Origin of the sequence: Nocardia sp. CA-151230, assembly GCF_050942175.1 — a bacterium.
Classification (GTDB): Bacteria; Actinomycetota; Actinomycetes; order Mycobacteriales; family Mycobacteriaceae; genus Nocardia.
In genome coordinates this window covers 1,816,697-1,841,336 of sequence record NZ_CP192061.1, presented here as the reverse complement: position 1 = coordinate 1,841,336, position 24,640 = coordinate 1,816,697, and the positions used below count along the sequence as shown (strand labels likewise).

The 24,640-nt window shown below is 69.9% G+C and carries 20 protein-coding genes; 6 read left to right on the top strand and 14 right to left on the bottom strand.

Annotated elements, in window-relative coordinates; genetic code table 11:
• Nucleotides 1–4: 4 nt before the first annotated feature.
• Entirely contained in the window at nt 5–403 is a 399-nt protein-coding gene (locus tag ACQP1O_RS08155; RefSeq protein WP_433565234.1) for a hypothetical protein, read from the bottom strand.
• A 343-nt stretch (nt 404–746) separates the two neighbouring features.
• Here ACQP1O_RS08155 and ACQP1O_RS08150 point away from each other — a divergent pair, with 343 nt between their 5' ends.
• Nucleotides 747–3,347, top strand: a complete 2,601-nt coding sequence (locus ACQP1O_RS08150; protein ID WP_433565233.1) for a RecQ family ATP-dependent DNA helicase — start codon at nt 747–749, stop codon at nt 3,345–3,347.
• 10 nt (nt 3,348–3,357) lie between these two features.
• Here the strand turns inward: ACQP1O_RS08150 and ACQP1O_RS08145 are convergent, their stop codons facing one another.
• Nucleotides 3,358–3,864 (bottom strand): MarR family winged helix-turn-helix transcriptional regulator, encoded by a 507-nt coding sequence (locus ACQP1O_RS08145; RefSeq protein WP_433565232.1) that lies wholly within the window; start codon nt 3,862–3,864, stop codon nt 3,358–3,360.
• A gap of 111 nt (nt 3,865–3,975) precedes the next feature.
• On the opposite strand from ACQP1O_RS08145, the gene ACQP1O_RS08140 reads away from it, so the two are divergent.
• On the top strand, nt 3,976–4,818 hold the full coding sequence (locus ACQP1O_RS08140) for an NAD(P)H-binding protein (protein ID WP_433565231.1): 843 nt from the start codon (nt 3,976–3,978) through the stop codon (nt 4,816–4,818).
• A 115-nt stretch (nt 4,819–4,933) separates the two neighbouring features.
• On the top strand, nt 4,934–6,034 hold the full coding sequence (locus ACQP1O_RS08135; RefSeq protein WP_433565230.1) for a methyltransferase: 1,101 nt from the start codon (nt 4,934–4,936) through the stop codon (nt 6,032–6,034).
• A gap of 108 nt (nt 6,035–6,142) precedes the next feature.
• On the opposite strand, the gene ACQP1O_RS08130 is transcribed toward ACQP1O_RS08135, so the two are convergent.
• From ACQP1O_RS08130 to ACQP1O_RS08085, 10 genes are all read right to left on the bottom strand, one after another.
• The gene (locus tag ACQP1O_RS08130) at nt 6,143–6,646 is read right to left on the bottom strand and encodes a DUF4254 domain-containing protein (RefSeq protein ID WP_433565229.1); all 504 of its coding nucleotides are present in this window, start codon (nt 6,644–6,646) and stop codon (nt 6,143–6,145) included.
• 328 nt (nt 6,647–6,974) lie between these two features.
• A complete protein-coding gene (proB, locus tag ACQP1O_RS08125; protein ID WP_433567617.1) occupies nt 6,975–8,054 on the bottom strand; it encodes a glutamate 5-kinase in 1,080 nt (359 codons plus the stop codon).
• Nucleotides 8,055–8,256: 202 nt separating this feature from the next.
• Nucleotides 8,257–9,711, bottom strand: coding sequence for a GTPase ObgE (gene obgE, locus ACQP1O_RS08120; RefSeq protein WP_433565228.1), 1,455 nt, complete (start codon nt 9,709–9,711; stop codon nt 8,257–8,259).
• Between the two features lie 156 nt (nt 9,712–9,867).
• On the bottom strand, nt 9,868–10,134 hold the full coding sequence (gene rpmA, locus ACQP1O_RS08115; protein ID WP_040806195.1) for a 50S ribosomal protein L27: 267 nt from the start codon (nt 10,132–10,134) through the stop codon (nt 9,868–9,870).
• Between the two features lie 40 nt (nt 10,135–10,174).
• A complete protein-coding gene (gene rplU / locus ACQP1O_RS08110; RefSeq protein WP_030512746.1) occupies nt 10,175–10,486 on the bottom strand; it encodes a 50S ribosomal protein L21 in 312 nt (103 codons plus the stop codon).
• Between the two features lie 339 nt (nt 10,487–10,825).
• A complete protein-coding gene (locus tag ACQP1O_RS08105; protein WP_433565227.1) occupies nt 10,826–14,056 on the bottom strand; it encodes a translation initiation factor IF-2 N-terminal domain-containing protein in 3,231 nt (1,076 codons plus the stop codon).
• Nucleotides 14,057–14,603: 547 nt separating this feature from the next.
• The gene (gene ndk, locus ACQP1O_RS08100; RefSeq protein WP_433565226.1) at nt 14,604–15,020 is read right to left on the bottom strand and encodes a nucleoside-diphosphate kinase; all 417 of its coding nucleotides are present in this window, start codon (nt 15,018–15,020) and stop codon (nt 14,604–14,606) included.
• A 159-nt stretch (nt 15,021–15,179) separates the two neighbouring features.
• Nucleotides 15,180–15,587 (bottom strand): DUF4233 domain-containing protein, encoded by a 408-nt coding sequence (locus ACQP1O_RS08095; protein WP_433565225.1) that lies wholly within the window; start codon nt 15,585–15,587, stop codon nt 15,180–15,182.
• Nucleotides 15,584–16,954: a bifunctional tetrahydrofolate synthase/dihydrofolate synthase gene (gene folC / locus ACQP1O_RS08090; RefSeq protein ID WP_433567616.1), complete on the bottom strand. Its 1,371-nt coding sequence runs from the start codon at nt 16,952–16,954 to the stop codon at nt 15,584–15,586. The genes ACQP1O_RS08095 and folC overlap by 4 nt, the downstream gene beginning before the upstream one ends.
• Nucleotides 16,955–17,028: 74 nt before the next feature.
• Nucleotides 17,029–19,728, bottom strand: a complete 2,700-nt coding sequence (locus ACQP1O_RS08085) for a valine--tRNA ligase (protein WP_433565224.1) — start codon at nt 19,726–19,728, stop codon at nt 17,029–17,031.
• 345 nt (nt 19,729–20,073) lie between these two features.
• Between ACQP1O_RS08085 and ACQP1O_RS08080 the strand changes: the two genes are divergently transcribed.
• Together ACQP1O_RS08080 and ACQP1O_RS08075 are read left to right on the top strand one after the other, a co-directional pair.
• Entirely contained in the window at nt 20,074–20,709 is a 636-nt protein-coding gene (locus tag ACQP1O_RS08080; protein ID WP_433565223.1) for a class I SAM-dependent methyltransferase, read from the top strand.
• A gap of 213 nt (nt 20,710–20,922) precedes the next feature.
• Nucleotides 20,923–21,291, top strand: a complete 369-nt coding sequence (locus tag ACQP1O_RS08075) for a hypothetical protein (RefSeq protein ID WP_433565222.1) — start codon at nt 20,923–20,925, stop codon at nt 21,289–21,291.
• A 104-nt stretch (nt 21,292–21,395) separates the two neighbouring features.
• Here the strand turns inward: ACQP1O_RS08075 and ACQP1O_RS08070 are convergent, their stop codons facing one another.
• Both ACQP1O_RS08070 and ACQP1O_RS08065 read right to left on the bottom strand, forming a co-directional pair.
• A complete protein-coding gene (locus ACQP1O_RS08070; RefSeq protein WP_433565221.1) occupies nt 21,396–22,322 on the bottom strand; it encodes a diacylglycerol/lipid kinase family protein in 927 nt (308 codons plus the stop codon).
• On the bottom strand, nt 22,319–23,896 hold the full coding sequence (locus ACQP1O_RS08065) for an FAD-binding oxidoreductase (protein WP_433567615.1): 1,578 nt from the start codon (nt 23,894–23,896) through the stop codon (nt 22,319–22,321). The genes ACQP1O_RS08070 and ACQP1O_RS08065 overlap by 4 nt, the downstream gene beginning before the upstream one ends.
• 128 nt (nt 23,897–24,024) lie before the next feature.
• On the opposite strand from ACQP1O_RS08065, the gene ACQP1O_RS08060 reads away from it, so the two are divergent.
• A complete protein-coding gene (locus ACQP1O_RS08060) occupies nt 24,025–24,627 on the top strand; it encodes a TetR/AcrR family transcriptional regulator (protein WP_433565220.1) in 603 nt (200 codons plus the stop codon).
• Nucleotides 24,628–24,640 lie beyond the last annotated feature (13 nt).

Genomic DNA, 24,640 nt, shown 5'->3' with positions numbered 1-24,640 from the left:
GGGGTCAGCGGCGGCGGAAGGTCGCCGCTGCACCCGCACCCACCAGCAGGATGCCCACGATGAGCGGGAATCCCGTTTGCAGCCACTGGAACAGCGCGATGTGCATGTCGTCGGACACCGGCAGATCGCCGATCAGGCGGAAGGTGTCGTCCGGGAAGATGAAATGGATGATCCCGGGCAGCACCCCCCACACCAGCCCGGCGATGATGGTGCCCGCCGGCGAATAGGCGGCCAGGGCCGCCACCAGCAGGAAAACCACTGCGGCAACGAGAATCTCGACGGTGGAGCCGACGCGGTCGGCGAAGTCCCCGAGGATCGTCCACTGCCTGGTCCCGGCCGCGCCGCGGGCGGCGAGGACGATGCCGACGGGGGTCAGGATCAACCCCGCCAGCGTGCCGGTCACCGTCCGCGAAACACCTCCACTACTGCGAAACTCTGTACCCGGCGGAGTCCACCCCGCGGGCGACGGAAACTTCTCCGGCATCTGCGTCTCCCTGCGCACCCCGGACGCCCTTCGTGCCCGGACCCCTATTGTCCGTCCGCGCACGGGATTCCGCGCGATCTTGACCCCACCGCAACCAAGGCGGTCTCCGCCGGTGTTTTACAGGGCAGAGATTTGTCCGGTTCGGAGTATTTGCACTGTTGTCTGCGGGGCGAGATCCGCTGCGGCGGCTCGGAAATGCTCGGCCCGTTCCGATCACCCTTGGTCATGAGGGGTTGCCGATCGGTCCGCTCGAGAAGGCGTAGTGGATCGGGACGGCCACCCGCGGACGCAGGACGCGGGCCAGATCGGCGGCCTCGACCGCGTCCATGGGCGGCCGGCGTCGGCCCCGCAGAGCGTGTACCTGTACTTCGCCGACAAACGCGAATTCCTGACCGCCGTCTACACGGTGCGCTTCGCCGAACTCCGCGACGCCCTGCTCACCGCCCTCATCACGCTGCGTCAGGACCGGCCCAGCTTCCCCTGGCTTCCCTCGATCGCCTGGTCGGCACACTGGTCGACGCCCACCTGGCCGCCGGGCGCTGATCGGGGTGCGCCCCGGCGACAGCGCAGGTCGCCCGCGCGGGCGGGCGCGCGAAGGGGTGCGAAGTCGGCCGAAAATCCGGGCGGCGGGCAGGTGGTGTCGGTGCGGTGGGGCACGATGGAGCGCGTGACCTCGACCGACCCTGCCACCTCGCCCGGTACCGACCCTTCGGCATCGGCGGCGACCGGCACGTCCCGGCCGTCGCCCGAAACCACCGACCCCCACGCGGCGGCATCGGAGCCGGTTCGCGCGAGCGGCCTGCGGGAGGACGCCGAGTCGCTGCTGCGGGAGCTGGCCGGGCCGCAGGCGCGGATGCGCGAGGATCAGTGGATCGCGATCGAGGCGCTCGTGGTGCAGCGGCGGCGGGCCCTGGTGGTGCAGCGCACGGGGTGGGGCAAGTCGGCGGTGTACTTCATCTCCGCGAAGCTGCTGCGAGCGCAGGGGCGGGGACCGACCGTGATCGTGTCGCCGCTGCTGGCCCTGATGCGCAACCAGGTTGCGGCGGCCGAACGCGCGGGAGTCGTTGCGGCGACCATCAATTCGGGGAATGTCACCGAGTGGGACGAGATCCATGCGCGAGTGGCGGCCGGGGATGTCGATGTGCTGCTGGTGAGTCCGGAGCGCTTGAACAATCCGGACTTCCGCGATTCGGTGCTGCCCAAGCTGGCGGCGGACGCGGGGCTGGTGGTGATCGACGAGGCGCACTGTGTCTCGGACTGGGGTCACGACTTCCGGCCGGACTACCGGCGGATCCGCACGCTCATCGCCGATCTCGGGTCCGAGGTGCCGGTACTGGCGACCACGGCCACCGCCAATGACCGGGTGGTGACCGACGTGGCGACCCAGATCGGCACGGACACATTGGTTTTGCGCGGCAGCCTGGACCGGGAGTCCCTGCATCTGTCGGTGGTGCGCATCCCCGACGCGGTGCAGCGCACGGCCTGGCTCAGCCGGCGGCTGCACGAACTGCCGGGCTCCGGCATCGTCTACACGCTCACGGTGGCCGCGGCCCACGACCTCGCCGACGTTCTCAACTCGCACGGACACCAAGTCGCCGCCTACACCGGGCAAACCGACCCCACCGAACGGGAAGCCCTCGAGGCCGCGCTGCTGAACAACGAGGTGAAGGCGCTCATCGCCACGTCCGCGCTCGGTATGGGTTTCGACAAACCGGATCTCGGCTTCGTCGTGCATCTCGGCGCGCCCTCCTCCCCCATCTCCTACTACCAGCAGGTGGGCCGTGCGGGCCGTGGCACCGAGCGGGCCGAGGTGGTGCTGCTGCCCGGCCACGAGGACCGCCAGATCTGGAGTTACTTCGCGTCGGTGGCCTTCCCGCGCGAGCACATCGTGCGCTCGGTGCTCGCCGCCCTCGACACCGATCGGCCGCTGTCCACCGCCGCCCTGGAACCGCTGGTGGAGCTCAACCGCTCCCGCCTGGAGATGGTGCTCAAGGTGCTGGATGTGGACGGTGCGGTGCATCGGGTGCGCGGCGGCTGGCTGGGCACCGGTCAGCCCTGGGTCTACGACACCGAACGCTATGAACGGCTCAGTGTGGCGCGGGAGGCCGAGCAGCAGGCCATGATCGACTACGAGTCCACCGCCGAGTGCCGGATGACGTTCCTGCGCAGGCAACTCGACGATCCCGGCCTCGCGGCGGACGCCCGCTGCGGCCGCTGCGACAACTGCACCGACACCCGCCCGGACATCGCGGTCGACGCCGCCGACCTGGCCGATATCCGCACCCGCCTGGACCGCCCCGGCATCGACCTCGCGCCCCGCAAGCAGTGGCCCACCGGCCTGGCCAAACTCGGAATCCCGTTGTCCGGCAAGATCACCGACGGCCCGGAGACCGGCCGCGTCCTGGGCCGCCTCAGCAACCTCGGCTGGGGTCAGCGCCTGCGCCCACTGCTCGACGGCCCCGACGCCCCGATCCCCGACGAGGTCTTCCGCGCCTGCACCACCGTGCTGCGCGAATGGAATTGGGCACAGCGCCCCACCGCCGTCATGGCCCTGGACTCCGGCGCCCACCCGATCCTGACCCGCTCACTGGCCGCCCGCCTCGCGGAGGTCGGCCGCCTATCGGACCTCGGCGTCCTCCACCTCCGCCCCGACCTGCCTCCGGTCTCCGCCGCCAACTCGGCCCACCGGGTAGCCGCCCTCCACAATGCCTGGGAGACACCGGATCTCAGTGCGGTCGACGGCCCCATCCTGCTGGTCGACACCCTGACCGACACCGGCTGGACCTTCACCATGGCCGCCCGCACGCTCCGCGCCGCGGGCGCCGCCGCCGTCCTCCCCTTCGCCCTGGCTACCCCGTCCTGATCGCCCGCCCTCAGGCGTCGGCGGGTGGGCGGCGGTTCTTGAGGTCGTCGATGGCGTCGACGTAGCGGAGCATGAGGCGCGCGAATTCGAGGCGGTCCTGTTCGGGCCATTCGGCGGTGATGTATTCGTAGGCGGCGCGTTGCCTACGACGGAAGGTGCGCATGAACTCGAGGCCCTGTTCGCTCAGCTCGAGGACTGCCCGGCGGCCGTCCAGCTGGGAGGGGACCCGCCGCAGATAGCCCGCCTTGATGCTGTCGGTGACCATGCGGCTGGCCACCGACGGATCGACGCACATGCCCGCGGCGATGCCGCCGACCGTCATCTCCTGCCCGGGGTCGAGGGGGTCCTGGCCGGGGCCCTGAGGGCAGCCGAGCACCATGCCCAGCAGCAGGGCCCGGGTCGAATCCTTGGTGCTGATGGGGTTTTCGACCTCCTGCAGGACACCGCGGCGGAGCTTGCCGAATGCCGGTCCGATGGCATCGAGCAGCTCGTCGGGGGTGCGGTCGTCCTGGGCCATGGGCACATCGTATCTGCATGCATTCTGGAACATATGTGTTGACTGGCAAATGTGTGCATGACAGCATGCATTTGTCCATCTGCATGGATTCTCACTCGATCGGAGTACGCCATGACCATCCTCGTCACCGGCGCCCGCGGCCAGATCGGCCGCGCCGTCCTCACCACCCTGCACGCCCGGGGCCTGCCCGTCCGCGCGGCCAGCAAGGACCCGTCCGCTCTGGACCTCCCCGCCGGGATCGAGGCCGTCGCACTGCGCGGCGACGATCCCGAAAGCCTCACCGCCGCACTGGAAAACGTGCGCCAGGTCTTCCTCTACGCCGATCCCGGTACCGCGACCACCTTCGTGCGGGCCGCCGAGCAGGCCGGAGTCGAGCACGTCGTTCTGCTGTCGTCCTCCGCGGTCGATTCCCCCGACGCCGCGTCCAATCCCATCGGCGCCAGCCACCTGGCGGTCGAAAAAGCGCTCGCCGCTTCGACTCTCGCCACCACCATCCTGAGACCGGGCGGATTCGACAGCAATGCCTTCGGCTGGATCCCGGCCGTCTCGGCAGGGCAGCCCATCGAGCACGCCTACCCGGACGCCGCCCTGGCCATGATCCACCCGCTCGATATCGCCGATATCGCCGTCGCCGCCCTCACCAGCCCCGAATTGCGCGGCCGCACAGTCAGTCTCACCGGCCCCGAGGCGATCAGCTTCCGCGCGCAGATCGCCGCGCTGTCGGAGGCCATCGGCCGTGAGGTCCCGATCGTCACCATCACCCCGGAGCAGGCGCAGGCACAGCTGTCGCAAACCATGCCGCCGTACATCGTGGACGCCCTGCTGACCATTTGGGCGCTCACCACCGAGCAGCCCGAGACCCCGGCCGACACCACCGGCACCCTGCTGGGCGTCCCGGGCCGCACCTTCGCGCAGTGGGCCCGCGAGAACGCCGCCGCCTTCACCGCCGCCTGACCGGCGCCACGCCGGGCTGGTTGCCCTGCCGTCGCGGAAACCACTGCCCACCAGGGACGCAGCGCGTAGGCTCAGGCAAATCCCGCAGTCGCCGAACGATCCCGGGGAGTTCATCATGGCGTCCGCACCACCCAAAGCTCCACCGTTGCCGTTCCTGCGCGCCATCACCTGGCTCCGCGACGGCATGTACGCCCTGCATCGGCGGATGGTTCCCGGGCACATCGCGCTCCTGGAACTGACCACAGCCGGATATGTCAGTCAGGCCACCTGCGCGGCGGCCGAACTGGGCATCGCCGACGCGCTCGCCGAGGGCCCCAGACAGCCGGCCGACCTCGCAGCGGCCGTCGGCGCGAACGAGGACGCACTGCGGCGGCTCATGCGCCTGCTGATCAGTGCGGGCGTGTTCGCCCAGCGCCGCGACGGCGCGTACGAGCTGACCGGCATCTCGCAGGCGCTGCGCTCGGATGCGCCGGTCACGCTGCGGGATCTGCTCCTGTTCTTCGGGGCCGACCTGCATCGCAAGCACTGGACGCACCTCAGCGGCTCGGTCCGGTCCGGCGGATCACTCTGGCCCGAGCTGGAAGGCATGGAGTTCTTCGAGTTCGCCGACAAGCACCCCGAGGCCGCGGAGATCTTCGACCGCGCCATGACCAGCGTCAGCAGTCTGTCCAACGAACCGTTGCAGGCCGCCTTCGACTTCGGCCGCTTCGGCTCGATCGTGGACGTCGGCGGCGGGCGCGGCAGCCTGCTCGTCGACATCCTGCAACGCCATCCCTCCATGCGCGGCACCGTCTTCGACCTGCCCCGCGTGCAGGAAGGCCTCGAGGAAGAGCTCCGGGGGCCGGGCCTGAGCGGCCGCCTGACCTTCGAGCCGGGCAGCTTCTTCGACTCGGTCCCCAAGGGCGCCGACGCCTACCTGCTCAAACACATCCTGCACGACTGGTCGGACGAGGATGCCGAACGCATCCTGCGTACCGTCCGCGCCGCCATGGAATCCGAGGCGCGCCTGCTCATCATCGAAATGGTCATGCCGCAACACCACCGCCCCCACCCGGGCAAGATCATCGACCTGGAGATGCTGATCCAGACCCGGGGCGGCCGGGAACGTACCCAGACCGAATTCGGAAACCTGCTCTCCCGCAGCGGATTCGTGCTCACCGGAGTGACCGCGACCGCCGCCCCCCACTGCGTGATCGAGGCCCATCCGGCGTGGTGATCGGGCCGGCCTGCCCGATGGTGAGGCGCCCGCGGGGCGTGTGCGGCACAGGATCACACGCCCGGCGCAGGCCTCCCGCCACCTGGATGCCGTTGCCGCGCCGACGCATCAGGCGGAGCGGCGGATTCTCGGGCCGACAACCCCTGCGGCCCGATCGGTCCAGCCGTCCGCCATCTGCGCCAGCAGGAACCAGGCGGCGTGTACTTGTTCGTCCGATACCTTCTCGGCCGTTCGGAGCAGATGCACGGCGCGCACATGGGCGGCAGCCATGGCATCCACCACGGCCCCGAGGGATTCGGCCCGCGCTGCACCCCTCGGCAGCGCCCGGCTCGTCACCCACTCGTCGATGAACGAGACCAGCTGAGCGCGCAGCTCGTCGATCCCGCCCGCATCGCCGGACTGTTCCCGCCGGTGCAGGTGCAGTTCGGCCAGCGCCCGGGCCCAGCGGGTGACCGCGTGGTCCTCGGGCTGATCACCGATGTGGCCGCAGAAGGCGGCCAGCAGTTCATGCCAATCGGGCAGTAGTGGGCGTTCCGCGAACCTCTCCTCGAAACTCGTGTCGCGTCCGCTCGCCCGCCACAGCTGTGTGCTATCAGGTTGCGGTACATACATACCTACCTCCACGGGCGGTGCGGCGCACCCGGAGCCGCGGGCGATCACCGGACCGCGAGCCCGGCGCGGCAAGGGCGGACCGCGCCGGATCCAGGCGACCGCTATCGGCGAAGGGCACATCTCGATGCGGCACCGGGTGCTCCTCAAGCATGAACCTCCGGCCCGTCCCGCCCACTGCCCTTCCCCCGCCCTCCCCCTGCCCCTCGCCCGAGCGACCAACCGACCGGTTCGTGACGTTACTTCGCCTCTCCCCCAATGCAATTCGCTCGTAACCGGCACTTCGCCTTCGCGTGCCGCGGGCGAAACCAGACCTTCACCAGGACCGTGGCTAGACCTTCACCAGGTCGTCGGCATGCACGACCGGACGCTGCATGCTGTCGGGGAGGGCGGTGGTGGAACGGCCCTTCATGGTCTCCAGTTCGTCGCTGTCATAGGCGGCCACACCGCGGGCGACGAGCCGGCCATCGGGCGCGATCAGATCGATGACATCACCGGCATAGAAGTGACCCGCCACCTCGGTGATGCCCGCCGCCAGCAGCGAGCGACGGCGCTCCGACACGGCCGCGACCGCGCCCGCGTCCAGATGCACCGCACCCCGGGCGTCGGCGGCGTGCCGGACCCAGAACTTGCGAGCCGAGAGCCGCACCGGACGTGCCGCGAAGGCGGTGCCCACGGTCGCGCCCGAAAGCGCCGCTGCCGCATCCGAAGCCGCGGCCAGCAGCACCGGCACGCCTGCATCCGCTGCCAGGCGGGCGGCCGACAGCTTCGAGGCCATACCGCCGGTACCCAGCGCGCCACCGGATCCGGCGATGACGCCGTCCAGATCGGCGCTGCTGCGTACCTCGGGAATGAAGTTCGCCGCACCCTTACGCGGATCGCCGTCGTAGAGGCCGTCGACATCCGACAGCAGGATCAGGGCATCGGCGCCGACCAGATGGGCCACCAGCGCCGCCAGCCGGTCATTGTCGCCGAACCGGATCTCTTCCGTTGCGACCGTGTCGTTCTCGTTCACCACCGCGATGGCGTGCAGTGAACGCAGGCGGTCGAGGGTGCGCTGGGCATTGCGGTGCGGCTCACGGCGGCCGAAGTCGCCCGCACTCAACAGCACCTGGCCGACGACGCGATCGTAGCGGGCGAAGGAGGTGCCCCAGGCGTGCGCCAGCGCCAGCTGCCCGACACTCGCGGCGGCCTGTTTGGTGGCGAGATCCCTTGGGCGCTTGGACAATCCGAGCGGGGCCATGCCCGCGCCGATGGCGCCCGAGGACACCACCACCAGATCCGATCCCGCGCGCATGCGGGCCTCGACCGCATCGGCCAGCCGGTCCAGCCGACCGGTATCCAGGCCGCCCTCCAGGGAGGTCAGCGCCGACGAGCCGATCTTCACCACCACACTGCGCGCCGACGCGATCGCCTGCCGCGCCGCACTGAGCTCTCCGGATCCAGCACTGAGCTCCCCGAGTCCAGCGCCCTGTTCCGTTGCCTGAGTGCCGCTCGAACCCACTTGCACCACACCTCAATTCGCCCGCGGCGCCGCAGCGCCGTCGCACCCGAATCAGTTACCCACCCGCACCGGCCGCCCGCTTCGTCGCGAACGGCCCTGCGGGACTGTCTTACTCGTCGTCCTCGGTCACCAGGCCGCGGCGCACACGCGAGGCGTGCTTGCGCTCGGCGGCGCCGATGCGTTCGGTCTGATCCAGGCGCGGGTCCACGCCGCGGCGGGTCATCAGGGTCTCCACACCGGCGGAAATCGAAGGCTCCCAATCGAAGCAGTAATCCGCGATGGTGACCGACGCACCCGGCTCCGCACCGAGCTTGACCAACTCGTCCTCGACGCCGAGGCGGGCCAGCCGGTCGGCCAGGTAGCCCACGGCCTCGTCATTGTCGAACTGGGTCTGGTGCACCCACCGCTCGGGCCGCTCGCCGATGACGATGAAGCCGCCCTCGACCTCGGGATCCTGGATGACCCGGAAACCGCTGTCGCCCTTGGCGACCGGGCGGATGATCTGCCGCTTCGGCTCCGCCTTCGGATGCGCCGCCCGATACTGGGCGACCATCTCGGCGAGCGCGAAGGTCAACGGCCGCAAGCCTTCCCGGCTCACCGCCGAGATCTTGAAGACCGGCCAGCCGCGCTTCTCGAACTCCGGCAGCACGAACTCGGCCAGCTCGTCGGCGTCCGGGATATCGGCCTTGTTCAGGATGACCACGCGCGGGCGATCGGCCAGATCACCCAGACCGGCGTCGCCCACCAGCGCGGGCTGGTACGCGGCCAGCTCGGCCTCCAGCGCGTCCACATCCGACACCGGGTCACGGCCCGGCTCCAGCGTCGCGCAGTCCACCACATGGGCCAGCACCGCGCAACGCTCCAGATGCCGCAGGAAATCCAGGCCCAGGCCGCGGCCCTCGCTCGCGCCCGGAATCAGACCGGGCACATCGGCCACGGTGAAAGTGGTGTCACCCGACAGCACCACACCGAGATTCGGCACCAGCGTGGTGAACGGGTAGTCCGCGATCTTCGGCTTGGCCGCCGACAGCACCGACACCAGCGACGACTTACCGGCCGACGGGAAGCCCACCAGGCCCACATCCGCCACCGACTTCAGCTCGAGCACCAGATCGCGCTCCTGGCCGTCCTCGCCGAGCAGCGCGAAACCGGGCGCCTTGCGCGACTTGGACACCAGCGCGGCATTGCCCAGCCCGCCGCGGCCGCCCTGCGCCGCCACGTACGTCGAACCCACCCCGATCAGGTCGGCCAGGATCTCCCCGTCGGTGCTCATGACGACGGTGCCGTCCGGCACCTTCAGCAGCAGCCCCTCGCCCTGCTTGCCATTGCGGTTACCACCCTCACCGGGTTTGCCGTTGCCGCCCTTGGCATGCGGATGGAAATGGAAATCCAGCAGGGTGTGGACATTCGGGTCGACCTCGAGGATCACATCCCCGCCATTGCCGCCATTGCCGCCGTCCGGGCCGCCCAGGGGCATGAACTTCTCACGCCGCACCGAGGCACACCCGTGCCCACCCTTGCCCGCGCGAACGTGCAAAACAACACGGTCGATGAATTTGGACATATCGGTGATCATCCTCCTTCAGGACTAGTCGTTTTCAACGCCACTCGGGATAGCGGCATCTCACTGTTCGCGCTACCCGCGAACAGCAAAGCGGGCCAGGGCATTCGCAACCCTGACCCGCTTCGGAAGTGTGTGGAGAGAACTCCGGTGCGCCGGTCAGGCGTTCACCGGCTCCGGAACCACGATGTTGACGGTCTTGCGACCACGCTTGGTGCCGAACTGCACCGCGCCCGCCTCGAGGGCGAACAGCGTGTCGTCGCCGCCACGGCCGACGTTGACGCCGGGGTGGAAGTGCGTGCCGCGCTGGCGAACCAGGATCTCGCCGGCCTTGACGGTCTGACCGCCGAAGCGCTTCACACCGAGCCGCTGGGCATTCGAATCGCGACCGTTGCGCGAGCTGGATGCACCCTTCTTATGTGCCATTTCAGAACTCCTCGTGCCGGGGTGCGAACCCCAAGTCGGATTACTTGATGCCGGTGACCTTCAGGACCGTCAGCTTCTGACGGTGGCCCTGACGCTTGTGGTAGCCGGTCTTGTTCTTGAACTTGTGGATGCGGATCTTCGGGCCCTTGGTCTGTTCGACGACCTCGGCGGACACGGAAACCTTCGCCAGCTTGTCAGCATCGGTGGTCAGCTCGGCGCCGTCAACGACCAGCACCGGCGACAGCGACACCGCAGTGCCCGGCTCACCCTCGATCTTCTCGACCTTCACCAGGTCACCGACCGCGACCTTGTACTGCTTTCCGCCGGTCTTGACGATCGCGTACGTTGCCATCGGTCGGCTGCCCTTCTTTCTCTTCGAGTGCGCGAAGTGCTCGGCACTCTGCTCACACGGCCGGTCGCCCGGTTCGCACCGGAAACCGCCGCAGACTGGTCTGGTGGTTTTCACCGCCGCCTCGGGCCTTTGGTTCTACCGAACCGAACCGGGCCCACTCACAGCACTAGTCACAACAGAGTGCCGTCGCAGGGGGCAGCGACTGACCAAGACTACAGGACACGGCCGACCCCCTCCAAACCGGGCCGCGGCCCACCACCGCATGGTGTTCGTCACCACCCGAAAAGGCCGTGGCCCCGCCGGAATTCGGCGGGGCCACGGTCGGCTGACGGGAGCAGGCTAGTTCTCGCCCTCCGGCGCACCGGCGGGACGGCCCGCGGCCCGGCGACGCGGGCGGGCCCGCGGCGGCACCGTGGCCGGAGCCAGGTCGTCCAGGTTGAAGCCCGGCTTGTCGGACTGATCCGCGCTGGAGAGCACGAACACCGCGCCCTGGCTGTCGGCGGCCGGAGCCGAGGCCGTGCGCGCCACCCGGCGACGGGTGGGACGACGACCGGGCCGCGCTTCCGCGGCGGCCACGGCGGCGACGGCCGCATGGGCCTCGGCCATCGGCGATTCCGTTGCCACGGGCTCGGACTCGACCCCGATGGCGTCCACGGCGGGCGCGGTGCCATTGGTGGCCGGCGCGGTGCCATTGGTGGCCGGCGCGGTCTCGACCGCCGCCTCCTCGGTGACAGTGTCGACCTCGGTCACCGCACGCTCGGCCAGGGCGGCCTCGGCGGCGGCGTTCTCGGCCTCGCGGACGATGACGGACTCGGCGGCCGCGACATCGGCCACGCTCGCCGATTCACCCTCGGCCAGCACCGCATTCGCGGCATCGGCAGCCGCGAGGGCGTCCTCGTCCGCCGCGTGCACGGCCTCCTCGGCGGCGTGCGCGGCCATGGCCATGGCGACCGGGTGGGCACGCTTGGCCGCGGCCTGCTCGGCCTTGACCTCGTGCTTCTCGGCCTTCTCCTCGACCACCGGCTCGACGGCCGGGGCCTCGGCGGCGGCCGCGCTGCGGTCCTTGCGGCGACGGCGCGAACCCTCGCGACGGCTCACACCCTCGCCACCGTCCCCGGCCGGAGCCGACGCCTCGACGGGGTAGTTGTGCACCAGGATGCCGCGGCCGTGGCAGGTCTCGCAGGTGGTGGAGAACGCCTCGACCAGGCCGGTGCCCAGCTTCTTGCGGGTCATCTGGACCAGGCCCAGCGAGGTGACCTCGGAGACCTGGTGGCGGGTACGGTCCCGGCCCAGCGCCTCGGTGAGGCGGCGCAGCACCAGATCCCGGTTCGATTCCAGGACCATGTCGATGAAGTCGACGACGATCATGCCGCCGATATCGCGCAGCCGCATCTGACGCACGATCTCCTCGGCCGCCTCCAGGTTGTTGCGGGTCACGGTCTCTTCGAGATTCGACCCGCCCGACCCGGTGAACTTGCCGGTGTTGACGTCGATGACGGTCATGGCCTCGGTGCGGTCGATCACCAGGGTGCCGCCGGAGGGCAGCCACACCTTGCGGTCGAGCGCCTTGGCCAGCTGCTCGTCGATGCGCAGGGAACCGAACACGTCCACGCCGTTGTTCTCGTGGTGCTCGACCCTGGCCAGCATGTCCGGGGCGACCGTGCGGACGTAGTTCTCCACGGTGGTCCAGGCGCGCTCGCCCTCGATGACCAGCTTGGAGAAGTCCTCGTTGAACAGGTCGCGGACCACCTTGACCAGCAGGTCCGGCTCTTCGTACAGGGTCTTGGGCGCGCCCGAGCCGTTCTTGGACTGCTCCTCGATGGTGCGCCAGGTCGCCTGCAGCCGTTCCACATCGCGGGCCAGCTCGGCCTCGGAGACACCCTCCGACGCGGTGCGGATGATGACGCCCGCGTCCTGCGGCACGATGTCGCGCAGGATCTCCTTGAGCCGCTTGCGCTCGGTGTCGGGCAGCTTGCGGGAGATACCGGTCGAGGTGCCGCCCGGCACGTACACCAGGAAGCGACCGGCCAGGCTGATCTGCGTGGTCAGGCGGGCACCCTTGTGGCCCACCGGATCCTTCGAGACCTGCACCAGCACGGTGTCGCCGGGCCGCAGCGCCTGCTCGATCTTGCGCTCCTTGCCGCCCAGACCGGCGGCCTCCCAGTTCACCTCACCCGCGTACAGCACGCCGTTGCGGCCGCGGCCGATGTCGACGAACGCCGCCTCCATCGACGGCAGCACGTTCTGCACCTTGCCCAGGTACACATTGCCGACCATGGACGCCGAACCCGTGGAGGTCACGAAGTGCTCGACCAGGATGTTGTCCTCGAGCACCGCGACCTGGGTGGTGGAGGTGGGGTGCTCGGAGAAGTGCTTCTCGCGCACCACCATCACCCGGTCCACCGCTTCGCGGCGGGCCAGGAACTCCGACTCGGTCAGGATGGGCGGACGCCGGCGGCCGGCCTCGCGACCGTCGCGGCGGCGCTGGCGCTTGGCCTCCAGGCGGGTCGAACCGCTGATGCCCTGCACCTCGTCCACCTGCGCGGCGCGGCGCTTGCTGCGCGGCTCGCGCTCGTGCACGACAGTGTTCGGCGGATCGTCGTCGGCGGCCTCGGGCTCGTTGTCGTCCCCGCCCTTGCGGCGGCGCCGGCGACGGCGGCGGCGGCTGCTCGAGCCCTCGGGCACGGCCGCGCCCTCGTCCTCGTCCTCGGCGACGTCGGTGTCGGCGGATTCGGCCGACTCGTCGGCCTCGCCCTCGGGCTGCTCGTCGCCCTCGGCCCCATCGGTGTCGTTGTCGCCGTGCTGTTCGCCACGACCGCGGCCGCGACCCCGGCGACCCCGGCGGCGACGCCGCGAGGTGCCTTCACCGCGCTGGTCGCCGTCCCACTCGCCCTCGTCCTCGGTGTCCTCGGACGCGGCTTCCTCGGTGACGGCCTTGGCCTCGAGCTCCTGCTCCTCGGCGGCAGGCTCAGCGGGGTGGGGCCGGTCCTCGGCACGGGCCTTGCGACCGGCGCGCTCGGCGCGGCGCTGGCGGCGGGCGTCCTCGGCGGCCGCGGCGTCCGGCGCCTGGAACAGCGGCGCGGCCACCATGGCGGACGGCTGGTACTGGACCGTCTCCTCGAGCTGCGGCTCGGTCTGGAACGGGCTCGCGAACAGGGTGGTCTGCTTGACCGCGGGCGCGGCGGCCGCGGTGTCCTCGACGGCCTCCACCTCCTCGGCGGCGATCTCGTCGGCCGCCCGGTCGTCACCGGCGGCGATGGCCGCGTCGACGGTGGTCTCGGCGATCGGCTCGGGCCCGGCCGGGGCGGGTTCGACGATCTCGACGTCACGCGGGCCGAAGGCGTCGCGGACGGTTTCGGCGACGGTGCGGTCCAGACTCGATTGCGGGCTTCGCGCCTGCGCGCCCATCTCGGTCAGGTGGGCCAGAATACGTTTGCTGGTGGTGCCCAGCAGCTTCGCCAGTGCGTGCACTCGGATCCGTTCCGGCAATTGTTCGGCAGCCGGGGTGATCTGAGCGCCCTCCCCTTCACCGTTGCTCTGCGATGCTTCCAGCGGCTCTTGATCGGCCACGAAATCTCCTCGGGGCCCCCGGGCGCGTTCCTCCGAGGAGTGACGCGGCCGACGCGGGGGCGCTGTCTTGTTGGCCTCACGCCCGGGGGCGCGAGATCGTAAGTCTTCGCGCCGCGTGCCCCGTTATCACCGGTATCTCGTCGTTCGGGCTAACAGGTCACGTGGCGCCTGGTTGGTTGGCTCAACGCCGTTTCACGAGCGTTCATCCAGCGTGCCTGCCCGGCGGCCGAGTCTTGGAAGCCGCCGGCGGCAGCGATGATCGTCCGTCGCTCCGCGGTGTCAATCGAAGGTGAACGCCTCCGGCCGCAAACGGCCGGCGTCGGTCACTTCCAGAGCCAGTATCCCACACCGCGCCGGGGCGTCGTGCCCGCGCGGCCCGGAGTGGGCCTCGCGAGTCTCACGCGGACCGCGCCGCATCCGACCGGTGTGCGGCCGAGGGCCGCCCGCCCGCGCCTGCCTTCGGGGCGCAGGGGCGGCGGCTGCCTCTGCCTCCGGGGTCTCCCCCAGACCTATCGAGAGTGCGCGGGGAGCGGTGCCCCGCACGGGTTCAGAGCGCGAATTCCGGGAACCAGAGCGAGATCTCGCGCTTGGCGGACTCGGGCGAGTCGGAGCCGTGCACGAGGTTGTACTGGGTCTCGAGGGCGTAGTCGCCGCGGATGCTGCCGGGGACGGCCTTCTCGACCGGGTCGGTGCCGCCCGCGATCTGACGGAACGCGGTGATGGCGCGCGGGCCCTCGAGCACGGCCGCGACCACCGGGGCGGAGGTGATGAATTCGATGAGCGATCCGAAGAACGGGCGCTCGGCATGCTCGGCGTAGTGCACGGCGGCCAGCTCGGGCGAGACGTTCACGAGCTTCAGCGCCGCGATCTTCAGACCCTTGCGCTCGATCCGGGTGATGATCTCCCCGACGAGGCCGCGGGCCACGCCGTCGGGCTTGATGAGTACCAACGTCTGCTCAGTCACGCGGCAACAGTACCGCCTCCCCGAAACTCCAACGCACGGCCGGGAGCCGTCACCGGCCCTATTCGCGTGCCCGTGGTCGGGATGCGAAGCAATTCTGGACCTACCCGACGAGTTACCCCAGGCGCAACGAAATCAGTTGTCACCTGCGGTAACGAGAACTCACGCGCCGGACATGCGCTGGCTGGGCAGCTGGCCCGCGTTCATCCGTTTCTGCACATCCGAGCGCAGGAACAGGATGAAGGCCCAGACGGCGACGAAGACCACGCCGATCACCAGGATCGACAGGTGGATGAAGCCGCCGAGCAGCAGGGCAGCCTGCAGGGCCAGGTTGAACGGGATGGCCCAGGGCCGGCGCTGCAGGCCGGCGCCCAGGAACATGACCACGGCCAGGCCGACCACGTAGAGGATGGACCACCAGCGCAGGCCGCCGCCGACCGCGCCGATCACCGGCAGCGCCAGCAGCACGGTGATGGCCTCGAGGACCAGGGTGCCGGCCATGACGCCGCGCAGGCCCTTCCACGGGTCGGTGGCGGGCGGCGGGACGTCGGGCGTGGCGTCGGAGGTCATGCGGGATCCTTTCCGAACAGGCTGCGGGCGGCCCCGGCGGTGACGACCGAGCCGGTGATGACTATGCCCGCACCGGAGACCAGTTCGCCGTCCTCCCCACCCTCGGCGAGGGCGATGGCGGTCTCGATGGCGTCGGCCAGGTCGTGGGCGACGGCGACACGTTCGTCGCCGAAGCGCTGGACCGCGAGGTTGGCCAGGTCGTCGACGGGCAGGGCGCGCGGCGAGCCGTTCTCGGTGACGACGATCTCGTCGAAGACCGGTTCCAGGGCGTCGAGGATGCCGCCGGCGTCCTTGTCGCCCAGCACCGCGATCACGCCGACCAGCTTGCGGAAGTCGAATTCGCTGGTCAGCGTGGCCGCCAGCGCCGCGGCGCCGTGCGGGTTGTGAGCGGCGTCGATGAAGATGGTGGGCGCGCTGCGCATGCGCTCCATCCGGCCGGGGCTGACGGCGGCCGCGAATCCGGCTCGTACGGCGTCGATATCGAGCTGCCGGGACGCGCCCGCGCCGAAGAACGCCTCGACCGCGGCCAGCGCCAGCACCGCGTTGCGGGCCTGGTGCTCGCCGTGCATGGGCAGGAAGATCTCGTCGTAGACGCCGCCGAGCCCTTGCAGCTCCAGCATCTGGCCGCCGATGGCGACGCGGCGCGACAGCACCTGGAACTCCGAGCCCTCGCGGGCGACTGCCGCGTCGACCTCGACCGCGCGGCGCAGCAGCACCTCCATGGCCTCGGGTTCCTGCTGGGCGATGACGGCGACGGTGTCGCGCGGGACGAGTTCGTCGGCGGGGGCCTTCTTGATGATCCCGGCCTTCTCCCCCGCGATGGAGGTGAGGTCGGGGCCCAGATAGTCGATGTGGTCCAACCCGATCGGGGTGATGACGGCGACCTCGCCGTCGATCACATTGGTGGCGTCCCAGCGACCGCCCATCCCGGTTTCCACCACGGCCACGTCCACCGGCGCTTCGGCGAAGGCCGCGTAGGCCATCCCGGTGAGCACCTCGAACTTCGACATGGCCGGGCCGCCTACGGCTTTCGACTGCGCGTCGATCATCTCCACGTACGGCAGCAGTTCGCGGTAGATCTCGACATAGCGTCCGGGTGTGATGGGCGCGTTGTCGATGGCGATGCGCTCGGTGGCCAGCTGCAGGTGCGGGCTGGTGATGCGCCCGGTGCGCCGATGCAGCGCGGTGAGCAGCGAGTCGATCATGCGGGTGACCGAGGTCTTGCCGTTGGTGCCCGCGACGTGGATGGCCGGATAGGACTGCTGGGGCGAGCCCAGCAGGTCCATCAGCGTCGCGATGCGGGTGAGCGACGGCTCGATCTTGGTTTCCGGCCAGCGCTGGTCGAGTTCGGCCTCGACCAGCGCCATCTCGGCCAGGTCCACCGGCGAGGTGCCGCTGCTCAGCGGGGCGCCTTCGGCGTACTGACGCTCCGGTTCGTCGTTCACTGGGCCGCCAGCTTGGCGATCTCGGCGAGGCGGGCGGTGATCCGCTCGACGTCGCCCTCGGCGATCTCCTTGCGCGCCTTGATCTTCGCGACCACGTCCTCGGGGGCCTTGGCCAGGAACGCCTCGTTGCCGAGCTTGCCGGTGGTGCCGGCCAGCTCCTTCTGGGCGGCGGCGAGGTCCTTCTCCAGGCGGCGGCGCTCGGCATCGAGGTCGACCGTGCCGGAGGTGTCGATCTCGACGGTCACCGTGGCGGCGCTCAGGCGCACCTCGAGCGAGGCGGTGGCAGCGAAGTCGTCACCGGCCGGGGTGAGCTTGGCCAGATTGGCGATTCCCGCTTCCTGGGCGAGCAGGTCGGCGGTGTCGATGCCGTTGAGCTTGGCGGCCACCTTCTGGCTGTCGGCCAGGCCCTGGTCGGAGCGGAAGCGGCGGATCTCGGTGATCAGCTTCTGGGTGTCCGAAACCCGGCGGGCCGCAACCGCGTCGGCGGTGGCGCCGGAGACCGCCGGCCAGGCCGAGACGACGATGGACTCGCCCTCGGCGCCGTCGGTGAGGGCCTGCCACAGCGTCTCGGTGACGAACGGGACGGCCGGATGCAGCAGGCGCAGCACGGCGTCCAGGACGGTGCCGAGCACCAGGCGGGTGCCGGCGGCGCGCTCCTCGGACTCGGCGAACTGCACCTTCGCCAATTCCAGATACCAGCTGCAGAATTCGTCCCACGCGAAGTGGTACAGACCCTCGAGGGCCTTGCTGAACTCGTAACGGTCCAGGGCCGCATCGACTTCGGTGACGACCTCGTCGAGGCGGTCCAGGATCCAGCGGTCGGTGTCGGTGAGGCTCTCGCGCGCGGGCAGTTCGCCCGGCTGCGCGCCGTTCATGAGCGCGAACTTGGTGGCGTTGAACAGCTTGGTGATGAAGCTGCGCGAGGCCGTCACGTGCGGGGTGCCGACCGAGAGGTCGCCGCCGGGCTGCGCGCCGCGGGCCAGGGTGAATCGGGTGGCGTCGGCGCCGTATTCGTTGATCCAGTCCAGCGGGTCGATGCCGTTGCCGCGCGACTTGGACATCTTCTTGCCGAACTCGTCGCGAATCAGGCCGTGCAGGAACACATCCTGGAACGGGACCTGCTTCTGGTTCGGATCCTTGCCGACGGTGAGCACCGGGTCGTCGGAGACGAACATGCCGAACATCATCATCCGGGCGACCCAGAAGAAGAGGATGTCGTAGCCGGTGACCAGCACGCTGGTCGGATAGAACTTGCTCAGCTCGGGCGTCGCGTCCGGCCAGCCCATGGTGGAGAAGGGCCACAGGCCCGAGGAGAACCAGGTGTCGAGCACGTCCGGGTCCTGGACGTAGCCCTCGGGGGCCTGCTCGTCCGGTCCGACGCAGACGATCTCGCCCTCGGGGCCGTACCAGATCGGGATGCGGTGACCCCACCACAGCTGGCGCGAGATGTTCCAGTCGTGCATGTTGTCGACCCACTCGAACCAGCGCGGTTCCTGGCCGGCCGGGTGGATCTTGACGTCGCCGTTGCGGACCGCGTCACCGGCGGCCTTGGCGATGCCCTCGACCTTCACCCACCACTGCATGGACAGGCGGGGTTCGATGGGTTCGCCGGAGCGCTCGGAGTGGCCGACCTGGTGGATGTAGGGGTACTTGCGCCCGACCACGCGGCCCTCGGCCTCGAGCCGCTCGCGAATCTTGAGCCGGGCCTCGAAGCGGTCCATGCCGTCGAATTCGGTTCCGCTGTCGGCGATCTTGCCGGTCTTGTCCATGATGGTGGGCATGGGCAGGTTGTGGCGCAGACCGAGCTCGAAGTCGTTGGGGTCGTGCGCCGGGGTGATCTTGACCGCGCCGGAACCGAATTCGGGGTCCACATAGTCGTCGGCGACGATGGGGATCTGGCGGCCGGTGATCGGGTGGTAGACCGTGGTGCCGATGAGGGCCTGGTACCGCTCGTCGTCCGGATGCACCGCGACGGCCGTGTCACCCAGCATCGTCTCCACCCGGGTGGTGGCAACGATCACGTGCGGCTCATCGTCGTTCAGCGAGCCGTAGCGCAGGGAGACGAGTTCGCCCTCGACCTCCTTGTGATCCACCTCGAGGTCGGAGATGCCGGTCTGCAGCACCGGCGACCAGTTCACCAGACGCTCGGCGCGGTAGATGAGGCCCGCGTCGTAGAGGCGCTTGAAGATGGTCTGCACGGCGCGGGAGAGCCCGTCGTCCATGGTGAAGCGGTCGCGGCTCCAGTCCACACCGTCGCCGAGGCGGCGCATCTGGCCCTGGATCTGACCGCCGGATTCGCGCTTCCAGTCCCAGACCTTGTCGACGAACAGTTCGCGGCCGAAATCTTCCTTGGTCTTGCCGTCGACGGCGAGCTGCTTCTCCACCACGGTCTGGGTGGCGATGCCGGCGTGGTCCATGCCGGGCAGCCACAGCACCTCGAAGCCCTGCATGCGCTTGCGGCGGGTGAGCAGGTCCATGAGAGTGTGGTCGAGGGCGTGGCCCATGTGCAGGGTGCCGGTGACGTTCGGCGGGGGCAGCACGATCGAGTAGGCGGGCTTGGCGCTGCCCGGGTCGGCGGTGAAGTAACCGGCGGCTACCCAGCGCTCGTACAGGTCGGCCTCGACATCGCTGGGGTTCCAGCTCTTGGGGAGGGCATCGGCACGATTACGCGGGTTCTCAGAGGCTGCGCTGGTCACCGGTCGATTCTAAGGGCTGGGATTATCGCCGAACGACCGGGTTTTTCCTAGGCCCGATTTGCCGCCGGAAGGGGCGCCTTTTATCGCCGGAGAGGCTCCGATGGATAGCCGAAGGGCGAGGCTTCCGACGGATGAGGGACACCGGAAGCCTCGCCCTCGATGGTCAGCCTACCGCCGTTTCGGGCCCCGCTCCCGGATCCAAAGGCAATTCTCAGGTTCTGACCCAAATGGGCCAGGGTAGACCACATTTCGTTGCAACGACGTTGCGTCCGCCGCATTGTTTTCGCGTCGTGACAAGCGCCTTGCGAGGCCGCGGCGGAGCGACCGGCGGGTAGCCTGTCGAGCATGAATCCGATTGTCTCGCGGGTGATGTCGACGGTCGCCGGGCAGCTGGGAAATCCGCACGGAGTGCTGGGCAAGGGCGTGGCGCTCCTCCTCAATCGCGGTAACCGGCCGATGATCGAGGCCGCGGTGGCGGCCACCGAGGTGGCCGCCGGGGGCGCGGCTGCCGATATCGGATTCGGCGGAGGCATCGGCCTGACCCTGCTACTGGACCGGATCGGGTCCGGCACGGTGACCGGTGTCGAGCTCTCCCCCGACATGCTGGCGCGGGCCCGATCGGAGTTCGCGGCGGACGTCTCGTCCGGCCGCCTGCGCCTGGCCGAGGGCTCCCTCACCGAGCTCCCGTTCCCGGACGCCGCCCTGGATGTCGTGATCACCTGCAACACAATCTATTTCGTGCCGGATCTGGATCGCGCCTGTACCGAGCTGGCACGCGTCCTCGCCCCCAAGGGCCGCTTGGTGATCGGCATCGGCGACCCGGACGCCATGGCGAAAATGCCTTTCGCCCCATACGGATTCACCCTCCGCCCGGTCGCCGAGGTGAAGGATGCGCTGGAGCGGGCCGGGCTGACGGTTGATCAGCAGAACCTGCCACGGAAGCCGATTTCCGGACACTTGTTCATCGCACGCCCGTCCTAGTCGGCACTCCGGTCGCCTGTCGCATTTGCCCGGTCAGTGAATGTGACCTGAATCACTTTTGCAAGCCGAAGTGGCATAGATCACTCGAGCCTTGCCATGGTCACCTGCGGTGATGTGTTCTGACTATCCAGCTGGATCCAGCCGCCACAGTTCACCGCAGTAATCGATACAGCTCCGCAGGACATCTCTCCCGCCGCTGGAAAGCGAGTCATCATGCGCGTTCGAACCTTTGCTCTAGCCGCGGCCGCCTGCGCGGGGCTCGGTCTGGCCGGATTGTCCGGGGCCGGAACCGCTTCCGCCGCAACCCCGTTCGTGATTCCGCAGATCGGCGCGGCGGGGGTGGAGCTCGATCACGGTGAGACGCAGGCCCTGGCCGAGAGCCCGATTCCGGCGCTGATCGACCGGTATGCGCCGCATAATGCCGTGATCGTGGGGCTGCAACCCGATTCGACTCTCCTTCAGGACGGCAATGCCGTGTTCGCGGATCTGCCCGCGATCGTCGGTGAAGCCGCATCGCATCCCGACGGCTCGGTGGACGTGCTGCTGAGCCCGAAGGGTCTGGGCATCTTTCAGGTCTGGTGAGAAATCCGGCCCACCGTCCTCCGACCCCGTAAAACAGGTGCGCCCCATGCCGAAAGACATGGGGCGCACCGCTTTTGCCGGATCGACCGGTGGTACGACGAGCGTCAGGGGACCAGCACGTCCAGGGCGCCCCGGGCGGCGCGGAAGTGCGCGGGGAGCAGTCCGGCCGGGTCGCCGTCCGCGGTGGCGGGCGCACCGGGAGCGGTCAGGCGGATCTCCCGGGCCTGGTACTGGACCGCGGCGGGATGGTCGATGCGCTTGCCGGAGGACAGGGTCGGGAGCAGGCGCAGCATCTCCAGCCGGGACATGGCCCCGACCACGGTCAGGTCCAGCAGGCCGTCGTCGATGAGCGCGTCGGGACAGATGAGCATGCCGCCGCCGTAGGTGCGGGTATTGCCGACGGCGACCATGACCGCGTCCAGTTCCAGGACGGTGCCGTCCGGATGGTCGGGTGAGCCGGTCAGTTCGATGCGATAGGGCACGGCCAGCTTGCCCGCGAGTTCGAGCAGGGCGGCGACTGTGTAGCGCATCGGGCCGTTGGGCCAGCGGAGAGCGTTGGCGCGCAGGGTGACTCGCGCGTCGAGGCCGGTGCCGGTGACGGTGGCGAACCAGAGGGCGCGGCCCGACTCCTCGGTTTCCACGGTGCCCAGATCGATGGCGCGAGTCCGCCCGCCCACGACCGTGGCCACCGCGGCATCGGTGTCGTCGGGGACACCGAGTTCGCGGGCGAGGTCGTTGCCGGTGCCGCCGGGGATCAGGCCGAGGGGGACGCCGGTGCCGACCAGGGCCTGCAGCACCACTCCGACCAGTCCGTCGCCGCCCGCCGCCACCACGGCGTCGGGGCGGGCGTCCGGGTCGGCCAGCGCCTTGCGCACCAGCCGTTCGCTCTCGGCGGCCGACTCGCCGCGGATCTCGGTGACCTGGACGCCGTGGGCAGCGAAGCGGTTGGCCGCCTCCACGGCGACCAGCGCGCCCTTGCCGTGACCGGACAGCGGATTGGTCACCAGGGCGATGGAGCGGATCGTTGTCACGGAATCAGCTTCCCAGGGTTGAGGATTCCGGCGGGGTCGACGGCATTCTTCACCGCGCGCAGCACCTGCACACCCAGATCGCCGATCTCGTCGGTCATCCACGGCCGATGGTCGGCGCCCACCGCGTGGTGGTGGGTGATGGTGCCGCCCGCGGCCACGATGGCGTCGCCCGCCGCTCGCTTGGCGACGGCCCACTGCGCGATCGGGTCCGCGGCCTGCTTGCCGACGACGGTGAAGTACAGCGACGCACCGGTCGGGTAGGTGTGCGAGATGTGGCACATGACCAGCGCGGGGGTGCCCTGGGCGGTGAGCGAATCGGTCAGCGCCGCGGTCACCTTCGCCTTGAGGTTGGCGAGATCGGCCCAGCTGGTCGCGGTTTCGAGGGTCTCGCAGAGCACGCCCACGTCCAGCAGCGCATCGCGCAGGTAGGGGGCGGCGAAGCGGCCGTGTTCCCATTCCCGGGCGGGGGTTTCGCCGAGCACGGTACCGCCGGCGGCGGCCAGCAGGGCGGCGGCCTCGGCGCTGCGGGCGGCCACGTGCGCGGCCGTGCCCTCGAAGGTGGTGACCGCGAGGCACCCGCCGACGGGCGCACCGCCGATGTCCCCGGCGCGGGCCAGGTTCAGGCCGGTCTCGGCCTCGTCGGACAGGCGCATGACGGTGGGGGCGGCGCCGGCCTGGATGACGGTGCGCAGCGCGTTGGCGCCGGTGGCGAAGTCGGGGAACGACCAGGCCTGGTAGCCGGTGGTTTCCGGGACCGGGTGCACGCGCAGGGTGACGCCGGTGATGATGCCGAGGGTGCCCTCCGAACCGGAGAACAGTTCGCGCAGATCGGGTCCGGCGGCCGAGGCGGGCGCGCGGCCGAGGTCGAGATCGCCTGCGGGCGTGGCGATCCGGAGCCGCTGGATCATGTCGTCGAAGCGGCCGTAGCCGGCCGAGGCCTGGCCCGAGGAACGGGTGGCCGCGAAGCCGCCGATGGTGGCGTATTCGAAGCTCTGCGGGAAATGTCCGAGCGAAAGGCCGTGGCGGGCAAGCAGTTCCTCGGCCTGCGGGCCGGACAGGCCCGCGCCCAGGGTGGCGGTGCCGCTGACCGGATCGACGTCGGTGAGAGTGTCGAGGCGGCGCAGGTCGAGGGCGACGACGGCCGGAAAGCCACCGCGCGCGGGATCCAGGCCGCCGACCACGCTGGTGCCGCCACCGAAGGGCACAACCGCGATTCCCTTGGCGGAGCAGTACTTCAGCAGCGCGAGGACCTGGTCGTGATCGGCGGGAAAGACGACGGCGTCGGGCGCGTCCTGCTCGCCGTCGGCGCGGCGGCGCAACAGGTCGGGAGTGGATTTGCCGCCGGCGTGCACCAGGCGGTCGCGATGGTCGATCGACAGGTGCTCGGTTCCGACCACCGCGACGAGCCCGGCGTGCTGTTCCGGCGTCAGCGCCGAGGCGCGCAGCGGCACGTCGCCCTCATCGCGACGGGTCACCGGCTCACCGGACACCCCGAAAACCTGTGCGAGCAGTCCCCGAATCTGCTCGGACAGTGGTTTGTGTCCGGACGGGGAGCCCCAGGCGTCCCACACCATACTCGCGCGAACCTGCGGCTCGCCCGGGTTTTCCGTGGACGCGGCAGCTGCTTGTGTGTCGACCATGCGTTACAGTCTGACATAGAATGTCAAGCAGTAACGACAACTACTCTCCGGTGGTGGCAACCATGAGTTCGACCGAACCATCCTCCGCCGTCGATCGGGCCATCCTCGACGCGGCACGCGCCTGCGTGGCCGAATTCGGCGTCCGGCGCACCACCCTGACCGAGGTGGCCCGCCGCGCGGGCGTCAGCCGACCGACGGTGTACCGGCGCTGGCCCGACACCGGGTCCCTGGTGGCGGACCTGCTGGTGCGGGAACTGCGTGAGATCATCACCGACACCGCGCCCAGCACGGGCAGCGCGCGCGAGCGGCTGGTCGGGGCCATCGTCGGCGGCGGCGCGGTGATGCGCCGGAATCCCCTGTTCGCCAAGATCTTCCGCGCCGACACCGACATCATGCTGACCTACGTGTTCGAGCGGCTGGGCCGCAATCAGCGCGCCCTCATCGACCTGTTCGCCGGCGCCATCCGAGAAGGTCAGGCCGACAACTCGATTCGCGCCGGGGATCCCGGGCAGCTGGCCGCCATGCTGCTGCTGATGGCCCAGTCCGCGGTCCAGTCGGCGACCGCCTTCGCCCCGGTTCTGGACGGCGACCGCCTCGACACCGAACTCGCCCACGCCCTGCACGGCTACCTGGCCCCCACCGGCACCTCGCAGGGCACCGAGTAGCTCCACATTCTCG

What these genes read in the sequence shown, in the direction of transcription:
- ACQP1O_RS08145 (WP_433565232.1), bottom strand. Translation starts at nt 3,864, where the DNA reads ATGGCCCAGGACGACCGCACCCCCGACGAGCTGCTCGATGCCATCGGA.
- rpmA (WP_040806195.1), bottom strand. Translation starts at nt 10,134, where the DNA reads ATGGCACATAAGAAGGGTGCATCCAGCTCGCGCAACGGTCGCGATTCG.
- folC (WP_433567616.1), bottom strand. Translation starts at nt 16,954, where the DNA reads ATGGCGCTGGTCGAGGCCGAACTCGACCAGCGCTGGCCGGAAACCAAG.
- obgE (WP_433565228.1), bottom strand. Translation starts at nt 9,711, where the DNA reads ATGTCCAAATTCATCGACCGTGTTGTTTTGCACGTTCGCGCGGGCAAG.
- ACQP1O_RS08140 (WP_433565231.1), top strand. Translation starts at nt 3,976, where the DNA reads ATGACCATCCTCGTCACCGGCGCCCGCGGCCAGATCGGCCGCGCCGTC.
- ACQP1O_RS08130 (WP_433565229.1), bottom strand. Translation starts at nt 6,646, where the DNA reads ATGTATGTACCGCAACCTGATAGCACACAGCTGTGGCGGGCGAGCGGA.
- ACQP1O_RS08075 (WP_433565222.1), top strand. Translation starts at nt 20,923, where the DNA reads ATGCGCGTTCGAACCTTTGCTCTAGCCGCGGCCGCCTGCGCGGGGCTC.
- ACQP1O_RS08060 (WP_433565220.1), top strand. Translation starts at nt 24,025, where the DNA reads ATGAGTTCGACCGAACCATCCTCCGCCGTCGATCGGGCCATCCTCGAC.
- ACQP1O_RS08080 (WP_433565223.1), top strand. Translation starts at nt 20,074, where the DNA reads ATGAATCCGATTGTCTCGCGGGTGATGTCGACGGTCGCCGGGCAGCTG.
- ACQP1O_RS08135 (WP_433565230.1), top strand. Translation starts at nt 4,934, where the DNA reads ATGGCGTCCGCACCACCCAAAGCTCCACCGTTGCCGTTCCTGCGCGCC.
- rplU (WP_030512746.1), bottom strand. Translation starts at nt 10,486, where the DNA reads ATGGCAACGTACGCGATCGTCAAGACCGGCGGAAAGCAGTACAAGGTC.
- ACQP1O_RS08065 (WP_433567615.1), bottom strand. Translation starts at nt 23,896, where the DNA reads ATGGTGTGGGACGCCTGGGGCTCCCCGTCCGGACACAAACCACTGTCC.
- ACQP1O_RS08095 (WP_433565225.1), bottom strand. Translation starts at nt 15,587, where the DNA reads ATGACCTCCGACGCCACGCCCGACGTCCCGCCGCCCGCCACCGACCCG.